This is a genomic window from Mucilaginibacter sp., from assembly GCF_039925265.1.
In the GTDB taxonomy this organism is placed as follows: Bacteria; Bacteroidota; Bacteroidia; order Sphingobacteriales; family Sphingobacteriaceae; genus Mucilaginibacter.
The window spans coordinates 1-17,565 of the sequence record NZ_JBDSZG010000061.1 but is presented as its reverse complement, the minus strand read 5'-3'; the positions used below and the strand labels follow the sequence as shown (position 1 = coordinate 17,565).

Genomic DNA, 17,565 nt, shown 5'->3' with positions numbered 1-17,565 from the left:
TTATTTATTAAAGATTTCGGCAAGTTTGGCGTTAAGTGTTTTGCCCCTTACATCAGTAGCTATTATTTTACCTTCAGCATCTACAAGGAAACAGGCCGGTACAGCCCGTATACCGTATAAGCGGCCAATCACATTGTTCCACCCTTTCAGATCGGATACATGCTTCCATGGCATCCCATCCTGCTGTATAGCGCTTACCCAATTCTTTTTCTCGCTATCTAACGAAACAGACAGTATCTCAAAGCCTTTGTCTTTATATAATTGATATTGTTTTGCGAGGTTAGGGTTTTCTGCGCGACATGGTGCACACCAGCTTGCCCAAAAATCGATCAGAATTACCTTACCTCTCAATGCGGATAGTGCGAGAGGCTTGCCGCTTACATCATTTTGCGTAAACAAAGGTGTCTGGTTGCCTACTACAATGGTGCTGGCCGCTTTTATTCGTTGAGCCAGTTCTAAACCCATATCTGTTTGTTTGTATTTACTGTTCAACGCTTTGTATATGGGTTCCACTACAGCTAAATCTACTTTGGTACCAGCCGCTTCCGATAGTGCCACCAGGGCGAAGTAGGAATTAGGGTTTTCTTTAGCAAACTTTAGCTGCTTATCATTCCTGGCGGCTATGGCCCTCCTAAAACGTGCATCCACTGCTTTTACATAATTGGTATCGTTTCGCTGCTCGGGTGTACCACTGGAAAAATCGAGGTTTACGGCTTTGGTGAGCGCCATAATAGAGCCGCCAACGGTTTTGGTATAAGCAGTAAATTCATCGTAAATTTTTGAGCCGGTAACAGTGGCATTACTTAATGAATCTTTAGATGCCATTACAATCTGTTCTTTCCCGAAGTAAAAATAAATAGCATCGCCGCCTCTGTAAATGGCGAATTGCTTGCCGCCGCCGTTTGGTGCTAATGCCATTCTTGCTGTAGCTATATCCAGTATGTTGCCCGAAAAACTGAATGAGCCGTTTACCAATTCAGTAGAATCTTCATGGCTTTTGCCATTATCCATATAATCGAGGTATACCATTGCGGGCTTACTAAGGTTGCCGATTTTGCCCGATAGCTTGAAATTAGGCGACTGCGCTTTTATTAAAAACGGCAACATGATGGCTAAACTTGCGATGCCTGTTATTCTGTTAAATGTTTTCATAGGTAGATGTAGAGTTTGTATAATTAGCTTGTATCAATACTTCAGGGCCGGGAAATCTTTTTGCGCCTTTTTGTATTGCGCTTCCCATTTATCCTTCCAGCCAAATGCTTTAGTAGCCTGGGCTTTTAGGTCCGCGCCTGCGGCACCGCTCCAGAAATGAACAAACTCTCCCCAGTTAAGGTCATGATCAAATTCGTTACCGTTCTTTTTAGGGTAGTATTTTGCAAGCAGTTCAAAATATTTATTTAACACGGCCGCTTTACCGTGCTTATCATAAATTGGATAGAACCAATTTTTAAACCACTGGGTGTTAGCTGCCGGGAAACTGTCGCGTTTGCTTTGCATCTCTTCAAATACCTTAGCGGCTTCAGCTTCATAACCAATATGCTGGTACACATCATAAATAAATATTTCCATGAACTTACTATCGCCCCACAAAGCGTCTGATGGAGAACCTTTTACTCCGTGGCTGGCTCCACATACAATATGCCCGAGTTCATGAATAGGCATCCCTATTTGCTGCCCGGTGGGGTTTGTCCAATCGTCAAGGCCGCAATCAATAACATTACGGTAATCATGGCTTTCGTCAAAATATGATGCAGGATGCCCGCCGCCTAATTTTCCGTTAACCACCTTATGAAAGATTGCATAGATCCTGGTAGAATCGCCAAAATTACCGTAGGTTTTTTTCACATAAGCCCAGGCCTCAGATATTACTTTATTAGGCCAGGTAACGTTGCGCGGCATATTATCATCGTAGTAAATAGCGGCGTTGTTATCGTAAAAGGTTCTTGAAATGGTTAAATCATGCTCAAACCAATGCTCTTTCCATTTTAAGGGCGGCACACCTGTTTTAGCAGTATCTGCCGATGCGAGTGCTGCATTACGGCGTTCAAGTCGCGTTTCACTGCACGAATTTTCTATCACAGCAGCAAAAAGTACTGCACACAGTGCTAAACCTATTTTTAAAGTCATATAAAGGGATGTTTGCATACCCCGCCTTTAGGGGCAGCGTAGGTTAATAGTATTTAAAGTTGAGGGGCACTTAACTGCCCCCCAACTTTAAAAGGTGTTTACCAGCCGGTATTTTGAATTAGTTGTTTATCACTATCAACATCTTTCTGAGGAATTGGGTATAGATAATGCCTTTTTGTAAACACGCGGTTCTCAAAGGTTACCAAATTGTAAAACTCGGGTAAGTTGGCGCTGATGTTTAGCGCTTTGAACGGGCCATTATCGGTAGTTTCCGCAATTTTCCAGCGACGAGTATCAAAAAAACGACTATTCTCAAAAGCAAGTTCTACCCTGCGCTCTTTACGGATAGCCTCGCGCATGACAGCCTGTCCAGTCGGCAGCTGCAGATCGGCGCTACCATATTCCGGTACACCTGCTCTGTTTCTAATCAGATTTACATACTTTAACACATCGGCATTGCCCGGCTCTGCTTCATTTAAAGCTTCCGCGTAGTTTAGGTAGATCTCGGCAAGCCTTAGCATTATCCATGATCTCCCGCCTTGTCTCCAATCGCCGGTTACTATATTTTTGCGTACTATGTAGCCGGTTGGCGAGTAATCGTTACCGCCGGTTTGTTTGCCGGAGTTACCAGTATTATATGTTTCTGTAATTACTTCGCCGCTGTTTGTGTTTAACCATTTGCTGCCGTTATAGGTAATACCTACATAAAAGCGCGGTTCGCGGTTTGTCCATTGGTTGTAGGTACGTCTTGCCTTATCATCATACGGTGCCTGAAAGTCAGAGAACCCTGTTTTTACGTAGCCGGAAGCAGGGTCATCAATGGACCGCCCGTTGGCCATAAAATAAGCATCCACCATTGTTTGGGTAGCACCTAAGCCACCGCTTCCCCTTACTTCATCGGCATAACCCGAGTGGTATGGTGCCAGCTCATAGGCCCTGTTGGTTATACCAGCATCAATGCGTGCGTAAATAACTTCCTTGTTCCAGTCCACCAGCATCACATCACGGGTTGAAAGGTATGGGCTATAATTTCCACTTGCATCGTTTACCCGGTAAAGGTCAAATTGCGAAGGAACAAACTGATCAATGAATGCTTTAGCAGCATCTGCCGCTCTTTTCCATTTAGCTGCATCGTACTGGTCGTTGATAAGCTTTTTACCATCAGTGTTAATCATAGAGCTATAATCGCTGTTGCCGTTAAATAACGGGCTGGCAGCATATAGCAAAACCTGCGATTTTATAGCCATTGCATAAGCCCTGTTTATACGGCCGTAGTTGTTGGCGTTTGATGCCTTTAAAGGCAAATCGGCCATTGCAGCATCCAGTTCCCCTATTACGTAGGTAACGCACTCATCAAACGAACTGCGGGGTAATTGTACATCTGCAAATGACGCATCAGGGTTAATAGCTTTATCGCCGATTATTACAACCGGGCCGTAAATGCGCATTAGCCAAAAGTAATAAATGGCTCTTAATGCTTTTGCTTCGGCCTTATACTGTACTTTTAATGAGCTTGGCAAATCGGATACTTTATCAACGTTATCTATAAAAATGCCCGCAGAGCGGATGCCGCGATAGTAAGTTGTCCAAAAACCGCTTACAAAACCGCTTGATGCATCGTAGGTACCATTATTAATATTTTGTGTTGCTACAAATCCCCAGTCGTACTCTGCCTCATCGGAACCGCCGGTCCACTCACCTATATTATTGTCCGATCCAGGAAATCTTTGTGAAGCCTCATCCGGTATGGTCGAGTAAACGTTTGCCAGGAATTTTTCTGCGGAGTTGCGGTTCCTGAATGTTTCCTCCAACGTAAGGCGATCATCTGGTACCTGGTCTAAGAAACCTTTTTTGCATGAAAGGCTAAATGTTAACATGCATGTCACAAGGGCTGCTATTACAATTCGTTTCATTTTATTGCTTTAAATAATGTTTGTCCGTTAATTAAACTGGGCGCTAATGCCTAAGGAAATCGTTTTTACGTTAGGATAAGTGGTGCCATTGCCGGTGTTTAGTTCCGGGTCCCATAACTTAAAGTTACTGATGGTGAATAGGTTGTAGCCCATTATATAAATTCGGGCATTGCTCATCCCTATTTTGGCGAACGTCACTTTAGGGAAAGTATAACCAATATCAAGCGTTTTTAAGCGTATGAACTGCACATCTTTAACCCACCATGAACTATGTTGTGTGTTATTGGTATTGTCGCCGTCGCCGTAAGCTAAACGCGGATAAAACACATCCTGGCTTGGGTTTTCCTCTGTCCACCTGTCGGTGATGTTGGCGTAAGCGTTACTGATACCGCCATTAGTTGCAAATGGCTGTATAGCATTACCTGATATGTAACGTGATGCACTGCCGGTACCCTGGAAAAACGCACCAAGATTAAATCCTTTGTAAGCAACGTTAAAGCCCACACCGTATGTTAAGAACGGCACATCTCCCCTGCTTATCTCGGTCTTGTCATAAGCGTTGATAATTCCGTCATCGTTTAAATCGCGGTATTTAATATCACCCGGGCGAATACTCTCTTTTGAACCTGGTACAGCGCTGCTGTTTATCTCCTCCTGGCTTGTAAATAACCCTTCTGCTATGTACCCAAAGTCAGCCAGGATATTGTGCCCGCGCTGATCATTCCACGGATACTTGGGAGACGGCTGATCGTTCTCAATTACAACGTCTTTATTGTAAGTAACGTTACCACGCAAGTTAACTACCGTTTCACCTATGTTAAGGCGTTGTTCTATAGTCGCGTCGAAACCCTTGTTTTCAACAATACCAAGGTTGGCGTATGGCGCAGATGATAAACCTACGTAACCTGGTACAGCTGCCCTTTGTAAGAATATGCCACTGCGGTGCTCTTTAAACAAATCGAATGTTAAAGAGAAGCTTTCGTGAAACGCACGGATGTCTATACCAAGATCCTGTTTGTGCGATCTGGACCAGGTTACATCAACACCGTAATCGGTAATATTGATGCCTCCTATTCCGTTGGTGTTGTTAAGGCCGTAAGTGTAACCTGATGCGCCATCAGACAACAGGGTTAAATAACCAAATCTGCGGCCCAGACCAATATCCGCACTGCCTACAATACCGTTGCTGTACCGGATCTTAAAGAAGGATATCGTGCTTTTAAGCGGCTCGAAAAATTTCTCCTGAGATACTAACCAACCTAAACCAAATGCAGGGAAATAGCCATACCGTTTATCCGGCGCAAAGTTCTCAGAACCATTGTAGCCCACGTTAAATTCGGCAAAGTATTTATCATCGTAAGAATAAGTAAACCTGCCGGCCAGGCTGCGTAAACGGTAAGGAATAGAAGTGGTAAAGTCGCCGGCCGGGAAGCGTGATTCATCTTCCTGGTTAAACAACAATAGCCCACCAATGCGGTGCTTACTAAACGCGCGATCGTAGTTTAAAGATGACTCCGTGTAAACCTTGTTACGGCCACCGGCCCCGGCGCCGTAATTAAGGTAGTTGCCCTGCCCCGTATATGTTCTAACCAGGTTTAAGGTGCCATCTATTTTATATGGCGTGTTTTGATCCGGATACCAGGTATCTTCGCGTTTTGAGCGGGTAATGCTATTTGAATTAAAGGCATCAAATGCAAACAAAGTGTTAAAAGTTAACCCTTTTATAATAGAGCCCAAATCTTGCGTAACCCGGATGTTAGAGTAAAGCTGGTTCTCAAAATTAGTACGATAGCCTCTGCGGGTGAGATCGGCATAAGGATTACGCTGATCGCCGTTGGGGTTTACACCCGGTACAAAACCACCCGGATATTCGAGCGGGAATACCACCGGAGATACGATCATTGCCTGTTGGAAAATATCGCCTGATGATACAGCAGGATAATTCCCCTTGCCTACATAACCCTGCACGCCTAAAGCCACCTTAGTGCTTTTGGTAACATCCAGATCAATGTTGCTGGTAAAATTATAGCGGCTATAATCAATGTTTGAATTATACGTAGATAGCCTGTCGGTTTTTAAAAGGCCGCCCTCGTTGTAATAACTTGCCGATACGTAATACCTGGCATTGGGCGCGCCACCATTAATATTAACGTTTGCCCTTCTGTTACGGCTTGTGTTTTTAAACACAGCATCCATCCAGTTAATGTTCGGATATAGCAGCGGGTCCACATTGTTCTGCGTGTTTTGGATGTATTGCTGAGAATACTTAGGCACCCCTCCCCTCGTGGTATTCGCCTCGTTAACGGCGTTCATGAAAGTAATACCATCCGCCATTTCTGGTACGCGGGTAAAAGAGGTAAAACCTTCGTAATAATCGGCATCAATTTTTGGCTTGCCGGCTTTTCCGCGTTTGGTTTGTACCAATATAACACCGTTAGCACCTCTTACACCATAAACTGCAGTCGCAGATGCGTCTTTTAGAATGGTGAAAGATTGAATATCCTGTGGATCGAGATTGTTTATAGATCGTGTAACCCCATCCACCAATACCAGTGGGCCGGTGGCATTATTAGTAAAAGTAGAGATACCGCGGATCCAGATATCGGCGCTATTTCCGCCGGGCTCGCCAGAACGTTGCACACCAACAATACCTGATAACCTGCCTGCCAGTAAGGTTGATATATTGGCAACAGGTTGCTTTAATTCGCCTACATCAATGGTAGATTGTGCACCAACCAAACTAACTTTACGCTGGGTACCGTAAGCTACAATTGCAACCTCTTTCAGCTCATTTTGCGGGTTGGGTACCATTTTGATATCAATAATTTTGGCATCGTTAACCACTACCTCCTGGCTTTGATAGCCAATAAAAGCGAATGTCAGCGTTTCGGCGTCATCGTTGATCTGTATCTGGTACTTTCCTGAAACATCAGTAATACCTCCACGAGTAGTGTTCTTAACTCTTATGGTAACACCGGGTAAAGCCTCGCCCTTTTCATCAACCACTTTACCGGTTACAATTCGTTGCACAGCTTTGGGCTTGGCAACAGGAATTTTTTCCTCGTACCTGATCAGGATCTCGTCATCAAGAACTACGAAATTATAGGAGGTGTTACTTAGGGCCTTGTTTAAAACCCTGCCAAGTTCCTGGTCTACAACTTTTACAGATATTCGGGTTTTGCTGTTGGTAACGGCACCATTATAGGTGAATTTTACGCCAGAAGCCGCCGAAATATCATCAAGAGCTTTTACCAATAAACTGTTTTTTAAATTAACAGTAATGTGCTTTTTTAATACATCCTGTGCATCTGCAGGACGCGCTGCCATTAAGATGGTTGAACTGCTTATTATTATTAGTATGAGGGTGCTTATCTTCATAAAAAGCATATACTTGCGTCCCTTATTGCGGGATACATTATTTTTCATATATTCACTTCGATAAAACGTTAAAAATTAGCAGGTACCCTGGGTTCCACTCCATTGAGGTATAGCTGTTTACTGTGATGTTTTTTGATTCAGTTGGCGCCCCTTCGCACGGGGCGTTACTGATCTTTAGATGAGCGGGTATCGTTAATTCAAATTACACCCTCCTCCTTTAATGATCCATAAACTATCTCTTGCGGTTACTTCTGCATTAACTATAAACGCCATCTTTTTTAAGAACCGAACAGGGCTTTCTCCTGGCTTTATCCGACCAAAAAAAGTGCAATTCTTTACGTTACCAACCACCTTTATATTCATACCATACAAACGGCTCAGATCTTCAGCCACATACTTAACCGGGATATTTCTATATTCATAATAACCATTATGCCGGCCAACTACCGCATCAACATCAGGGATGGGTAATAACCTGGCTTCTTTGGTTTCCTTATTATAAACAATTTGGTTGTTAGGCAACAAGTTTATTGGGGCTTTGCTGCCTGTGAAGATAACCTTACCTGTAATTAGGGCTACGGTAATGTTATCGTGTTCTTTTATTGCTGTAATATTAAAGCTGGTGCCTAACACACGGGTGCTGGTATTACCAGTGTGAACAATAAAGGGGTGTTCTTTATCTTTAGCGATATCAAAAAAAGCCTCTCCTGAAAAATTAATATCGCGGGTTGCTCCTTTAAAACTTGCTGGGTAAGTAAGCGTACTTTTTGCACTTAGCCATATCACAGACCCATCAGTTAGTTCAAGTTTCTTGCTTTCGCCTGCTCTTGTACTCACTGTAACCAATTCGGGCAACGTCTCCTTTGTATTAAGGCGCCACAAAACAATTGAGCAAACCACTCCAACTACTGAAGCCGCTACGGCCATCTTATAAAAAAGATTGCGAATGCGACCGGGTTTAATTCCGGTACTGTTTACCTGTTGTTTTATTTGTTTAAATATCCGCGCTTTTGCTTCACTTTCTTCCGGCTCACTTATATAAGGCCATGAACCGTCTTCATCACCTTTTTGGCGATACCATAACAACAGCTCTTCCCTCTCGGCCGGGGTGGCTGTGCCGTCGATATATTTTTTAATTAAATAGTTTTGTCTTAATTCGTCCATTTTAAGCGCAATTAATAAGAAGTACCATAAACAAGGTTACACCCTTAGTTTATATGCAAGAAAATTGAAATGGTTGTTTTTTATTTGGCCGCACCGATTGGCAATGCTTTTAAAGTTGTTTAAGAACGATAAGGAGCACCATCATTTCTTTAAGATTAAAGCGGAGCATCTTAAGCGCTTTGGTGAGATGCGCTTCAACAGTTTTTTTGGCAATGTTCATTTCGTCGGCTATCTCTTGAGGTGAGAAACCTTTTTGCCTGCTATACTGGTAAACCAGGCGGCATTTTTCGGGTAGTTGTTCAACAAGCCCGTTTACATATTCTTCCAGGAATTTAGCATGAACCAAGTCTTCGGGCAGTTCTGCCGGCGAATTGCCCGGCATATACTCCAACAGTTTTTCGTGCCGATTTTTGGTGTAAACAGATTTGAATACAGAAAATTTAATGGCGGTTGCCAAATAAGAACTAAGTGTCTCAACTTTTAAAACGCCCCTTCTGTTCCAAAGACTAACGAAGACCTCCTGGACAATCTCCTCGGCCGCAAATTTATCCTTTGTATAGCTGTATGATAGCGCAATGAGTTTTTTCCAATATCTGTTATAAATTTCAGAAAACGCACCATCATTACCTGTAGTAAAAAGTTCAAGTAACTCGATATCAGTTAGCTGCACATTAGTTTTCATCAGACATGGCAATGTTTCCACTAAATTATTAATAATTTCTTAACAATATGTTGTTTTTATTGCCGTTTTGGCCTAACGAGCAAAAATATTGCTCAATACCGGATGTAAAGATCATTTCACGAAAAAAGCCGCTTCAAATTGAAGCAGCTCTTAATATTTTTTTCGAAATTAATTGAGTTTGATGGTTTCCGTTATTCTTCTGTCTCCCGTACCGCCTACATATTTATAATTGAGGTAGAAAGTTCGTGTGGCCGGGTCAAAAGTACAGTTGCCATTACTTTGAATACTTGGATTAGCGCTACCAGGTGCAGAGATCACAGTTACAGAATTGTCGGGATTTACTATTAACCACATAAAGTAATTGCTCCCCCCTAAGTCAGCCGCCTCTGTACGAATAATGTTGCCGTTTACAGTCGTCAAAGTTTTCGTCCTGTCCGTCCATGACCGGTCAACTGATGGGTCGGGAAAAGCAATTGAACCATTAGCCTTAGCCTCGCCTTCATATTCACTTTTTATGCCTACTATATAATATACTTTATTATAGTAGTTAATCTTTTCTCCCTGGGCATCCGTAATGGCTACCGGCAGCATATATTTAACTCCAAGCGTTAATTTAGAGGTAATTATATTTATAATATAATCAGCAGCAGTTTGCCCTGCCGGGATAGTTACCGTTGTACCAGATAAACTGTAAGCATCGGCCGGGAGGCTTTGATATATCTCATATTTAAAATCTGCCGAACTTGGCAAATCCGTGTCAGCTTTTACAGCAGCCAAACTATCCGTTGTATAAAGCGCTTTATGCATGGCATTTAAGGCCGTTACTGATCCATTGTCAACATTTAGGGTAACTGTTAAATCTTTAGTAAGCGGCTTTGTAGCAGATAAAAGCACTGTGGTAACAAGGGGCTGCGGGGTATCGCTAATGCTTTTAGCTATATTGAATTTAAAGCCCCCGTTATCAAACATAGCAGGGCCGGCGTGAGCGGCAACTGGCAATTCCAATGATGTGGACATATTTTTATAGTAGTAATTATCGCCCGTTTTTGAGCACGAGGCCAAGATGGAAGCAATGGCTACCAGGACTAAATAAAGTTCAGTAAATCTTTTTTTCATTTTAAATTGAGTTTGAGTAAAATTTCCAAGAATCTAAATAATGTACTTGTGTTAGCTATCTACCTGGCGAGGCAGAGGTATTACACACGCACATAAAGGAGTACACCGAGATATAGTTCACCCTTAGTCGCAGAGCTCAATGAAAAAAATATTTTTAAGAAAATTAAGTGCAAAGTTGAATTCGTAGCTGCCGTAATGGTATCAAAGTAAAGCAGTCTTTTTCTTGTTAACGGTAAATACTTTACTCATTATTAAGCGGTTGATAACTACACTTTCAGCATCCAAATTCAAGCTGAAAGTTTGCGTAAGTATGTTAAGCCATGGAATGTTATATTTTTTTTATACCAGCCGTTGCAAGCCACCTCACCAAAAACCTGATCGATAAGTTGCAACACATTATCTTTAGATCGTGAAATTTGAACTCATATATTTAAAATTTCCACAATCTAATTATCCACATTAACACTCACCCCAAGAAAATTATCACAACGATATCCGTTGTTGTTTCTCCCTAAATTGTAGTCTTTTGTGGCATTTAGTATCGTTTAGTGCTATTTAGTTACCTATAGTTACAACGATTTATAAGTAACCGAAAAATGAGGAACAAAAGATAATCTGAGAACCAAAAAAGCAACGAATTTACTTTCTAATAGTAACAAAAAACATAAATTTACCGATTGTTTTTATTACAAAGGCCTGATATCATGAGATTTAAGAAATTAAAACGGCGATTTCTATTTTCTGTTTTTAATTCATAAATAATTGATTATTAATTAGTTACATCGGTTATTTGCCGATACAGAAAGTGAAGTCATTTGATTTTCAGTTTGATTATTTACATCGGGGTCAAATAGGGGACAATCACCTAAACTACGCATAATAGTTTGAATATCAAATCTTTAAATGATATTTTTTTTCACTTCCAGGACAGAAAGTAACCGTAGCTGACACTCAAATAGTTACGATTGCATAAAGGACAAAAAGTTAGTTAGGTGTTGAAACTTTTAATTTTTTTACCGATTTACATTCTTCTGTCTGAACAATTATAGCAAACTGCTATTAAAATCCACCAGTTGTTTGGGGTCTCAGGCTGTTTCTATCATGTTCTTGATGACGTACTTTGGCAATTTTACTATAGCAGGTCGCCTGCTATAGGTTGGATTAAACATGTCCGTATATTTTCCGGTTACACCGCCTAAATGATCACTGATCATATGAAATTCGCCGGAAACCGATGTTACCCATGGAACAAGAACGAATGCAATTGATAAAATCAGAAACATTTGAATAACATCCGTCAACACGCTCGCCCTTAATCCACTTATTAAGGTGTAACTTAATGCAACTCCAGCCATTAAAAGGACAGACAAAGGATATGGCCGCCCGGTAAGTAAGCTAAGCAAAATACCACCTGCCGTTGAATTGATAATTATCGCACCAAGCTGGTAGCCCATGTAAACAAATAATGAAGCGATATGCAGTGCTTTACTATTATATCTATAATAAATGTAATCAGGGAAGGAATATCCGTTAGGTATATATTTTCTAAGTCGAACCGCGAAAGGCGCAAAAATGAAGAAACAAAGGATGTTTGGGTGCAGTTAACCAGAATACTCCTGCAATGCCTTGTTCATAAGCTTTTTGGCAAACTATAAACACTGCGGGAGCCCAGATCCAAGCAGCAGAAATACTTAGGGACCCTCTAAAACTGGAAACATTCCTACTCGCAATAAGGAATGCATCGGTCTTTGTCCCATGTCTTTTGTGGACATACCAAACAATTAATTTCAAAACGGCACCGAAGCCTATTATGAGTAAAACACCTTCTTGAATATTTAGCATGGTTTTAAGTTTAAAAATGAAATTCCTTTTATTTATCCGTTCTTAATGACATAACTAAAAATCTATTTTCAATTCCGGAAAATCCCGGAAAAAACTCATTTTTTTTATTTTTAGCATTTTTTACAAAGGCGCCAGTGTCGGCAAATACATTTTTTAACTTTTCGTTCTATTATATCATTTAAGATCGAATAATTTTTACTAGTCCTTGAAATTTCCATATCGACCGCCTTGTGCTATCATTGGGCTCTGAAAAAATTACCAAATCACTTGGCAAAAGCTATCGAGAGTTATCAGAAGTTGCCGCACAAAAAAGTCCCTTTCGGGACTTTAAACATTCTATAAAATAATAACCTGTTCTATAACTCAACTACTAACCCAGCCTGGCAATCCGAAGCTTCCGCCTCGGCTTCGTCACACTCGTCAAATACCAAATTATTCCCGTCCTCATCGGTTACAATGGCGGCATATTCCGCACCGCCATGTGTTTCAATCACAATAAAGCTCATATCTTTTCCTCCGTAAATTGATTTAATAAAATTCTTTCTTCGGTTTCCCCATGCGAAACCCAAACCTGTCTTTCATCCCGTCCGGTCATAAACAAATCACTATGCGGTTTAACAAACGCCCTGCAATCAGCGGCGATACAACGCAAAACGAATTGTCGCATGGTTTCGCCTTTTTCATCGTTGATGGCAAACATTTTCTGCGCTTCCTGATTCCAAAATGACAGGCAATGCACAATCTCAAATAATTCGGCAGGCAAAATATCGGCTTCCAAAAGCCGACCAATACCTGTTCATAAGGGGCTTGGTTACGTCCGCCACGCAGATAATAAACCCGTCTGCACTTGAAACCCGCATTCGTGTTTAAATGATTATTATCACATAATTCCATCACCTGCTTGATGGTCTCGCCTGAAACATCCTGCACATTCACTAAACTATGTGTCCCGTTATAGGTGATTTTTGAATATACCTTATCGGGATTTGCTGATTTAAATTCCATTTTTAATTATTTAAGGGTTTTAAGTTCCCCGTTGCTATAAGATAATTTACCGTGTATGCTGTTCATGGGTTCTACATATTCATAGATAAAATCAACCTGAAAATGGTCGGCAATCGCTTTGACAATCGCCGTGTTAGGCGACCAGCGGGTCTCATAGGTCACCACGTTGGCGATGCGCCATATTTCGAACATATAACCGTCTTCGTCGGTAATAAATTCGGGCAATTGCCCCCGCTCCTGCGCTTTTTCCTGCGCCATCAATTGATTAAACAGCTTGGTGATTTGCAGGGAACTTTGCTTATCGCCCTTGAAACTCACGATATTTGAACACCAGTTCGCCATAACCTAAAATTAAAGCAGGCCCTTGCGCACCTGCCTGTTAAACTTCAATTGAATAATAAGGCGCTGCTGCCTTCCTTCGCAAAATCCGCACACAGGTTAAAAGCCGTTTGCGAACGGTCGAACCCTGTCCCGTACATGATGGATTTGAATTTGCTCTCGTCCGTTTTGAAATTGCGCACATTTTGAAAGTAGCCCGTAACCGCATTGTAAGCACCAAACAAAGTCCCTTTGGTGGTGTCCTCCTGCTGGGTCGGGCTGGTCATGGCATAATCAAAAACACTGCTCACCATATTGGTAAAATGGCTGCTTAATTCTTCCTCCTTGCCCGTTCTTAATTTCTCCAATACCTCCCTGTTGGGCACCATCGCCCGTTGTATCAGCTTTTTTAATTCGGGGTCTGATATCCTTACCCTCGCCCAGCGGTTATAAATGGCTTCCATTTCTACCGATAACTGGTTGGTGATACCTAAGAGTTTATAGGCCTCTTTCAGTTTGTCCCCAGCGCTGGCGGTATGCCGTATTTTAATACAGTTTATTTGGTTGCGCATCGCTGCGTTTAAGGTGTTACGGCAAACGACCCGCACAGGTGTAAAAGCGATCGTAATACTGCCTGTGCCGTCATGTGATGAGGTCAGGAACAAATATTTTTCAATGCAGTCGTTACGCCCGACACGGATATAATCGGGTAGTTTGGCGGTAATAAATATAATCTCGCCATTGCCCAACGCTCCCGCCGTCTCGTAGAGGATGCCATCCTTACCGCCAACGATGCTGTCAAAAAAGCTGAACGCCTCGGTATTCTGTACCACTTCGTAATCGCTGCCGATCTTATCACCTAAAACCGCCTCGTTATCCGTGCGGAAAGTGAAATAACTGTTATCTGATATGATGTTTAGCCCGCTTGGCAGCGGGTGGATATTCGGGCGTTTTAATACCTCGAAATTCAGCCCCGCATGTTCGATAGCTTCCGCGCTCGTCGGGTACTGCTCAATGATTTGCCCTAAGTTATGCCAGGCTTTTTCCTTCACGCTGAAAAAACTGTGTTGCTGCGTTTGCTCATTATAATTAATATCGTGTGCCATGTCTTTAAGATTTTAATTTGTAGTCCATCAACTCGGTTCTCTTTACCCTTACTTTTCGGGTGTTCTTAATGGTGCAGGTAGATTGCTGTTGCAATTCAGTAACCGCTTCCCGCACATTGCGGTGCGTGGTCGCTATCGTTACTTTCACCAGTAAAAAAATCGTATCGTCCATCACCTATGTATTATAGTTATGGATAAACTCTGCCAGTTCGTACTGGTATAGTGCAGGTTGCTCCTGTGCCAGTTGCTGGGCATAACCCTCCCAAAATATTTGGTTGGTTAACTCGATAAATAGTTCTAACATTGCTATAGTGTATGTTATGGAGATGTTGACCACCTGATTCCGGGCCAAACTGACCAGGCAATTAGCTGACGTGGGGCGTGCAGCAAACGCTATAAAAGCGTGTACAAAAATAGTTATTTAAAAGGTATTTTCATTAGTAGCTGGTTTCCGGTTCAACGTTACGTTTTCTTCTCATAGATTCTCCCTTCAGTTCGATGCGGTGCGCATCATGAACGATCCGGTCCAGGATCGCATCAGCAATCGTTTTTTCACCAATGACTTCAAACCATTTGCTCACCGGTAACTGTGAGGTAATGATCAGTGAGGTCTTGCCATGCCGGTCTTCAATGATCTCCATCAGGGCAGCCCTGCTTTGCGCATCAAAGGGCTGGATACCGAAATCATCCAGTATAAGCAGTTGCTGCCGTTCGATCTTAGCCAGTTCTTTCATGTAGGAGCCGTCTGCCTTAGCCATCTTCAGTTTAGCGAATAGCTTAGGTGTACTGGCATAAAATACCCTGTAGCCGAGCATACAGGCCTGATAGCCGATAGCAGAAGCCACATAGCTTTTACCGATACCGGTACTGCCGGTAACCAGTATGTTTTCATTGCGGTCAATGAAGGTACAGTCCGCCAGGCGCATGATCTGGTTACGGTCGATACTTCGGTCAGCATGGTAATGAACGTCCTCTACAGAGGCTTTATAGCGGAACTTGGCATAAAGGATCTGCCGTTCGATACGCCTGTTTTGTCGGTCATCCCACTCGGCATCTACCAGGTGAGCCAGCAGTTCATCCGCTGTGTAATCATTCGTTTTACCCGTTTCCATGCTGCTTTTGAAGGCATGGAACATGCCGAAGAACTTCATCTTCCGCAGTTTGTCTAATGTACTTGTGTTCATGTTATTATTGTTGTTAATGGTTATTTGTAATAGTCTTTTCCTCTGATATTATCGTGATTGGGCATAGGCAGCTCATCGGCAAAGAGGCTTTCTTCATAGCCGTCCATCTTGTTTTCCAGAATGGTTTGTATCGTTTTATAGTTATGAAGGCCGTAGCTGAGTGCACGCTGGCAAGCCATCGTTAGCCTTTCATTCCCTGCTTTCTTGGCGAAGCCAAGCACACCCAGGCAGGACTTATAGGCTTGTTCCGGGTGTTGCTTCCGGTCAAGGATCTTAAGGATATACAGCCTCACATCCTCATGGATAGATGCAGCCCAATCCAGGAACTTATCAGGTGTCCAGTCCGTTACAAAGCGGTGCGTAGTGGCCATGTGATCTTTATCGGTCGTATAACCGTAGGGGTTCTTTGCTCGTTTATGTAAAGCGATACGTTCATAGTTAGAATAGATCTCAACGATAGTGCGGGAATACAACAGCTTAACCCGCTTGCCGATGAAGCGGTACGGCACACTGTAATAGTGTTTATCAGGGCCGAGATTGACATGGCCGTTCTTGATTACTTTAGCATAGAAGTGCTTTTTGAACTGATAAAGCAGGACAGGCAGCGGCATCAGGGTATGCCTCTCGATCTCTTCAAACTGTAGCCTGCGGCTGTAGTTACGTCCTTTAAGCAACTGGCTGTTATGGGTTTCCAATGCTTCCCAGATGGCCGTATTCAGTTCTTTTAAAGAATGATAGGTAACCCGGTTGATAGGTGCATAGACCTTGGTATAAATGATCTTAACAGCACCTTCTACCAATGCTTTATCACGCGGGCGGTACGCCCGCGCTGGTAGTATGGTTGTACCGTAATGCTCTGCAAAGTCCTCAAACGTTTCGTTCAGGGTGGGTTCATAACGGCTGCTTTTGGTTACTGCTGCCTTCAGGTTATCAGGTACAATAGCGGCAGGAACGCCGCCGATAAAGTGCAGCGTATTCTCGCAGGCTGCAATAAAGTCTTCCTTTTGCTGGCTCATAACAGCCTCTACATAAGTGAGCTGGCTGGCCCCAAGTATAGCCACAAAGACTTCTACGTTAATAACTTCACCTGTATCTTTATCGGCATAACTTAGCTTTTCACCTGCAAAGTCCACATAAAGCTTATCGCCGACTTTGTGATCCATGTGCATGGTCGGGTTGACCCTGGCTTTCCACTGTGTGTAATAAAAGCAGAATTGGCTGTACTGATAGCCATCAGGAAACTCTTTGCGGTAGGCTTCCCATAGCATATAACGGTTGACACCGGTGCGTTTGAGTTCTTTATCTACGTGGGGGAAACAGCGCTGCATGGACTGCATACGGCTGGTAGGCGGGTGTTCTTTGCTTTTACCGAAGAGATCTTCGAGTTCCTTATCGTTAAGGGCATCGATCTCTTCAAAGGTAAAGCCGCTGGCTTTAAAGGCTGCCAGGTACTTCTTTACTGTATTCCGAGATGCATCAGTCTGGGCAGCGATGGTCATAATGGGCCGCTGCTGGCTGTACATCCTCAAAATCTTTCTAATCTTACTCATGCTGATCGTCGAATTGGCCATGTTTGGAGGTATATGTTGCCTCCGAAAGATGGTTGCTTCTACAGCATTTGCTACACGTCGAGGGTGGTCAGTTTGTCCCGGAATCCCCTGGTCAGTTTGCCCCGGAATTGGTGGTCAGCTTGCCCCGGAATCAGGTGGTCTGGTTCATCAGAATCTCCA

General features: G+C 42.7%; 16 protein-coding genes. All 16 read right to left on the bottom strand.

Features of this window, described 5'->3' with window-relative positions; translation table 11 throughout:
- The gene (locus ABIX36_RS26235) at positions 1-1,152 is read right to left on the bottom strand and encodes a TlpA disulfide reductase family protein (protein WP_348085131.1); all 1,152 of its coding nucleotides are present in this window, start codon (positions 1,150-1,152) and stop codon (positions 1-3) included.
- 33 nt (positions 1,153-1,185) lie between these two features.
- Complete coding sequence (locus ABIX36_RS26230) at positions 1,186-2,127, bottom strand: hypothetical protein (RefSeq protein WP_348085130.1); 942 nt, start codon at positions 2,125-2,127, stop codon at positions 1,186-1,188.
- Between the two features lie 98 nt (positions 2,128-2,225).
- On the bottom strand, positions 2,226-4,040 hold the full coding sequence (locus ABIX36_RS26225; RefSeq protein WP_348085129.1) for a RagB/SusD family nutrient uptake outer membrane protein: 1,815 nt from the start codon (positions 4,038-4,040) through the stop codon (positions 2,226-2,228).
- Between the two features lie 27 nt (positions 4,041-4,067).
- Positions 4,068-7,367 (bottom strand): TonB-dependent receptor, encoded by a 3,300-nt coding sequence (locus ABIX36_RS26220; protein WP_348085128.1) that lies wholly within the window; start codon positions 7,365-7,367, stop codon positions 4,068-4,070.
- Positions 7,368-7,610: 243 nt separating this feature from the next.
- Entirely contained in the window at positions 7,611-8,582 is a 972-nt protein-coding gene (locus ABIX36_RS26215) for a FecR family protein (protein ID WP_348085127.1), read from the bottom strand.
- 109 nt (positions 8,583-8,691) lie between these two features.
- Positions 8,692-9,264, bottom strand: a complete 573-nt coding sequence (locus ABIX36_RS26210; protein ID WP_348085126.1) for an RNA polymerase sigma-70 factor — start codon at positions 9,262-9,264, stop codon at positions 8,692-8,694.
- A 168-nt stretch (positions 9,265-9,432) separates the two neighbouring features.
- Positions 9,433-10,380 carry a DUF1735 domain-containing protein gene (locus tag ABIX36_RS26205; protein WP_348085125.1) on the bottom strand — a complete coding sequence of 316 codons (948 nt, stop codon included), beginning with the start codon at positions 10,378-10,380 and terminating at the stop codon, positions 9,433-9,435.
- Positions 10,381-11,465: 1,085 nt separating this feature from the next.
- On the bottom strand, positions 11,466-11,954 hold the full coding sequence (locus ABIX36_RS26200) for a hypothetical protein (RefSeq protein WP_348085158.1): 489 nt from the start codon (positions 11,952-11,954) through the stop codon (positions 11,466-11,468).
- Between the two features lie 624 nt (positions 11,955-12,578).
- Positions 12,579-12,728: a hypothetical protein gene (locus tag ABIX36_RS26195; protein ID WP_348085124.1), complete on the bottom strand. Its 150-nt coding sequence runs from the start codon at positions 12,726-12,728 to the stop codon at positions 12,579-12,581.
- Positions 12,725-13,000, bottom strand: coding sequence for a hypothetical protein (locus tag ABIX36_RS26190; RefSeq protein WP_348085123.1), 276 nt, complete (start codon positions 12,998-13,000; stop codon positions 12,725-12,727). Before ABIX36_RS26190 ends, ABIX36_RS26195 begins: the two co-directional genes overlap by 4 nt.
- A 233-nt stretch (positions 13,001-13,233) precedes the next feature.
- Positions 13,234-13,569 carry a hypothetical protein gene (locus ABIX36_RS26185; RefSeq protein ID WP_348085122.1) on the bottom strand — a complete coding sequence of 112 codons (336 nt, stop codon included), beginning with the start codon at positions 13,567-13,569 and terminating at the stop codon, positions 13,234-13,236.
- A gap of 44 nt (positions 13,570-13,613) precedes the next feature.
- Positions 13,614-14,651, bottom strand: coding sequence for a DUF932 domain-containing protein (locus tag ABIX36_RS26180; protein ID WP_348085121.1), 1,038 nt, complete (start codon positions 14,649-14,651; stop codon positions 13,614-13,616).
- A 4-nt stretch (positions 14,652-14,655) separates the two neighbouring features.
- The gene (locus tag ABIX36_RS26175; protein ID WP_348085120.1) at positions 14,656-14,823 is read right to left on the bottom strand and encodes a hypothetical protein; all 168 of its coding nucleotides are present in this window, start codon (positions 14,821-14,823) and stop codon (positions 14,656-14,658) included.
- A gap of 3 nt (positions 14,824-14,826) precedes the next feature.
- Positions 14,827-14,955, bottom strand: coding sequence for a hypothetical protein (locus ABIX36_RS26170; protein WP_348085119.1), 129 nt, complete (start codon positions 14,953-14,955; stop codon positions 14,827-14,829).
- 133 nt (positions 14,956-15,088) lie between these two features.
- Entirely contained in the window at positions 15,089-15,835 is a 747-nt protein-coding gene (gene istB, locus ABIX36_RS26165) for an IS21-like element helper ATPase IstB (RefSeq protein WP_348085118.1), read from the bottom strand.
- Between the two features lie 20 nt (positions 15,836-15,855).
- Positions 15,856-17,385, bottom strand: coding sequence for an IS21 family transposase (istA, locus tag ABIX36_RS26160; RefSeq protein WP_348085117.1), 1,530 nt, complete (start codon positions 17,383-17,385; stop codon positions 15,856-15,858).
- Between the last annotated feature and the right edge of the window lie 180 nt (positions 17,386-17,565).

Coding starts and splice junctions, on each gene's coding strand:
- ABIX36_RS26225 (WP_348085129.1), bottom strand. CDS start 4,040: ATGAAACGAATTGTAATAGCAGCCCTTGTGACATGCATGTTAACATTT.
- ABIX36_RS26215 (WP_348085127.1), bottom strand. CDS start 8,582: ATGGACGAATTAAGACAAAACTATTTAATTAAAAAATATATCGACGGC.
- ABIX36_RS26175 (WP_348085120.1), bottom strand. CDS start 14,823: ATGGACGATACGATTTTTTTACTGGTGAAAGTAACGATAGCGACCACG.
- ABIX36_RS26205 (WP_348085125.1), bottom strand. CDS start 10,380: ATGAAAAAAAGATTTACTGAACTTTATTTAGTCCTGGTAGCCATTGCT.
- ABIX36_RS26170 (WP_348085119.1), bottom strand. CDS start 14,955: ATGTTAGAACTATTTATCGAGTTAACCAACCAAATATTTTGGGAGGGT.
- ABIX36_RS26195 (WP_348085124.1), bottom strand. CDS start 12,728: ATGAGCTTTATTGTGATTGAAACACATGGCGGTGCGGAATATGCCGCC.
- ABIX36_RS26180 (WP_348085121.1), bottom strand. CDS start 14,651: ATGGCACACGATATTAATTATAATGAGCAAACGCAGCAACACAGTTTT.
- ABIX36_RS26235 (WP_348085131.1), bottom strand. CDS start 1,152: ATGAAAACATTTAACAGAATAACAGGCATCGCAAGTTTAGCCATCATG.
- istA (WP_348085117.1), bottom strand. CDS start 17,385: ATGAGTAAGATTAGAAAGATTTTGAGGATGTACAGCCAGCAGCGGCCC.
- ABIX36_RS26230 (WP_348085130.1), bottom strand. CDS start 2,127: ATGACTTTAAAAATAGGTTTAGCACTGTGTGCAGTACTTTTTGCTGCT.
- ABIX36_RS26210 (WP_348085126.1), bottom strand. CDS start 9,264: ATGAAAACTAATGTGCAGCTAACTGATATCGAGTTACTTGAACTTTTT.
- ABIX36_RS26185 (WP_348085122.1), bottom strand. CDS start 13,569: ATGGCGAACTGGTGTTCAAATATCGTGAGTTTCAAGGGCGATAAGCAA.
- istB (WP_348085118.1), bottom strand. CDS start 15,835: ATGAACACAAGTACATTAGACAAACTGCGGAAGATGAAGTTCTTCGGC.
- ABIX36_RS26220 (WP_348085128.1), bottom strand. CDS start 7,367: ATGGCAGCGCGTCCTGCAGATGCACAGGATGTATTAAAAAAGCACATT.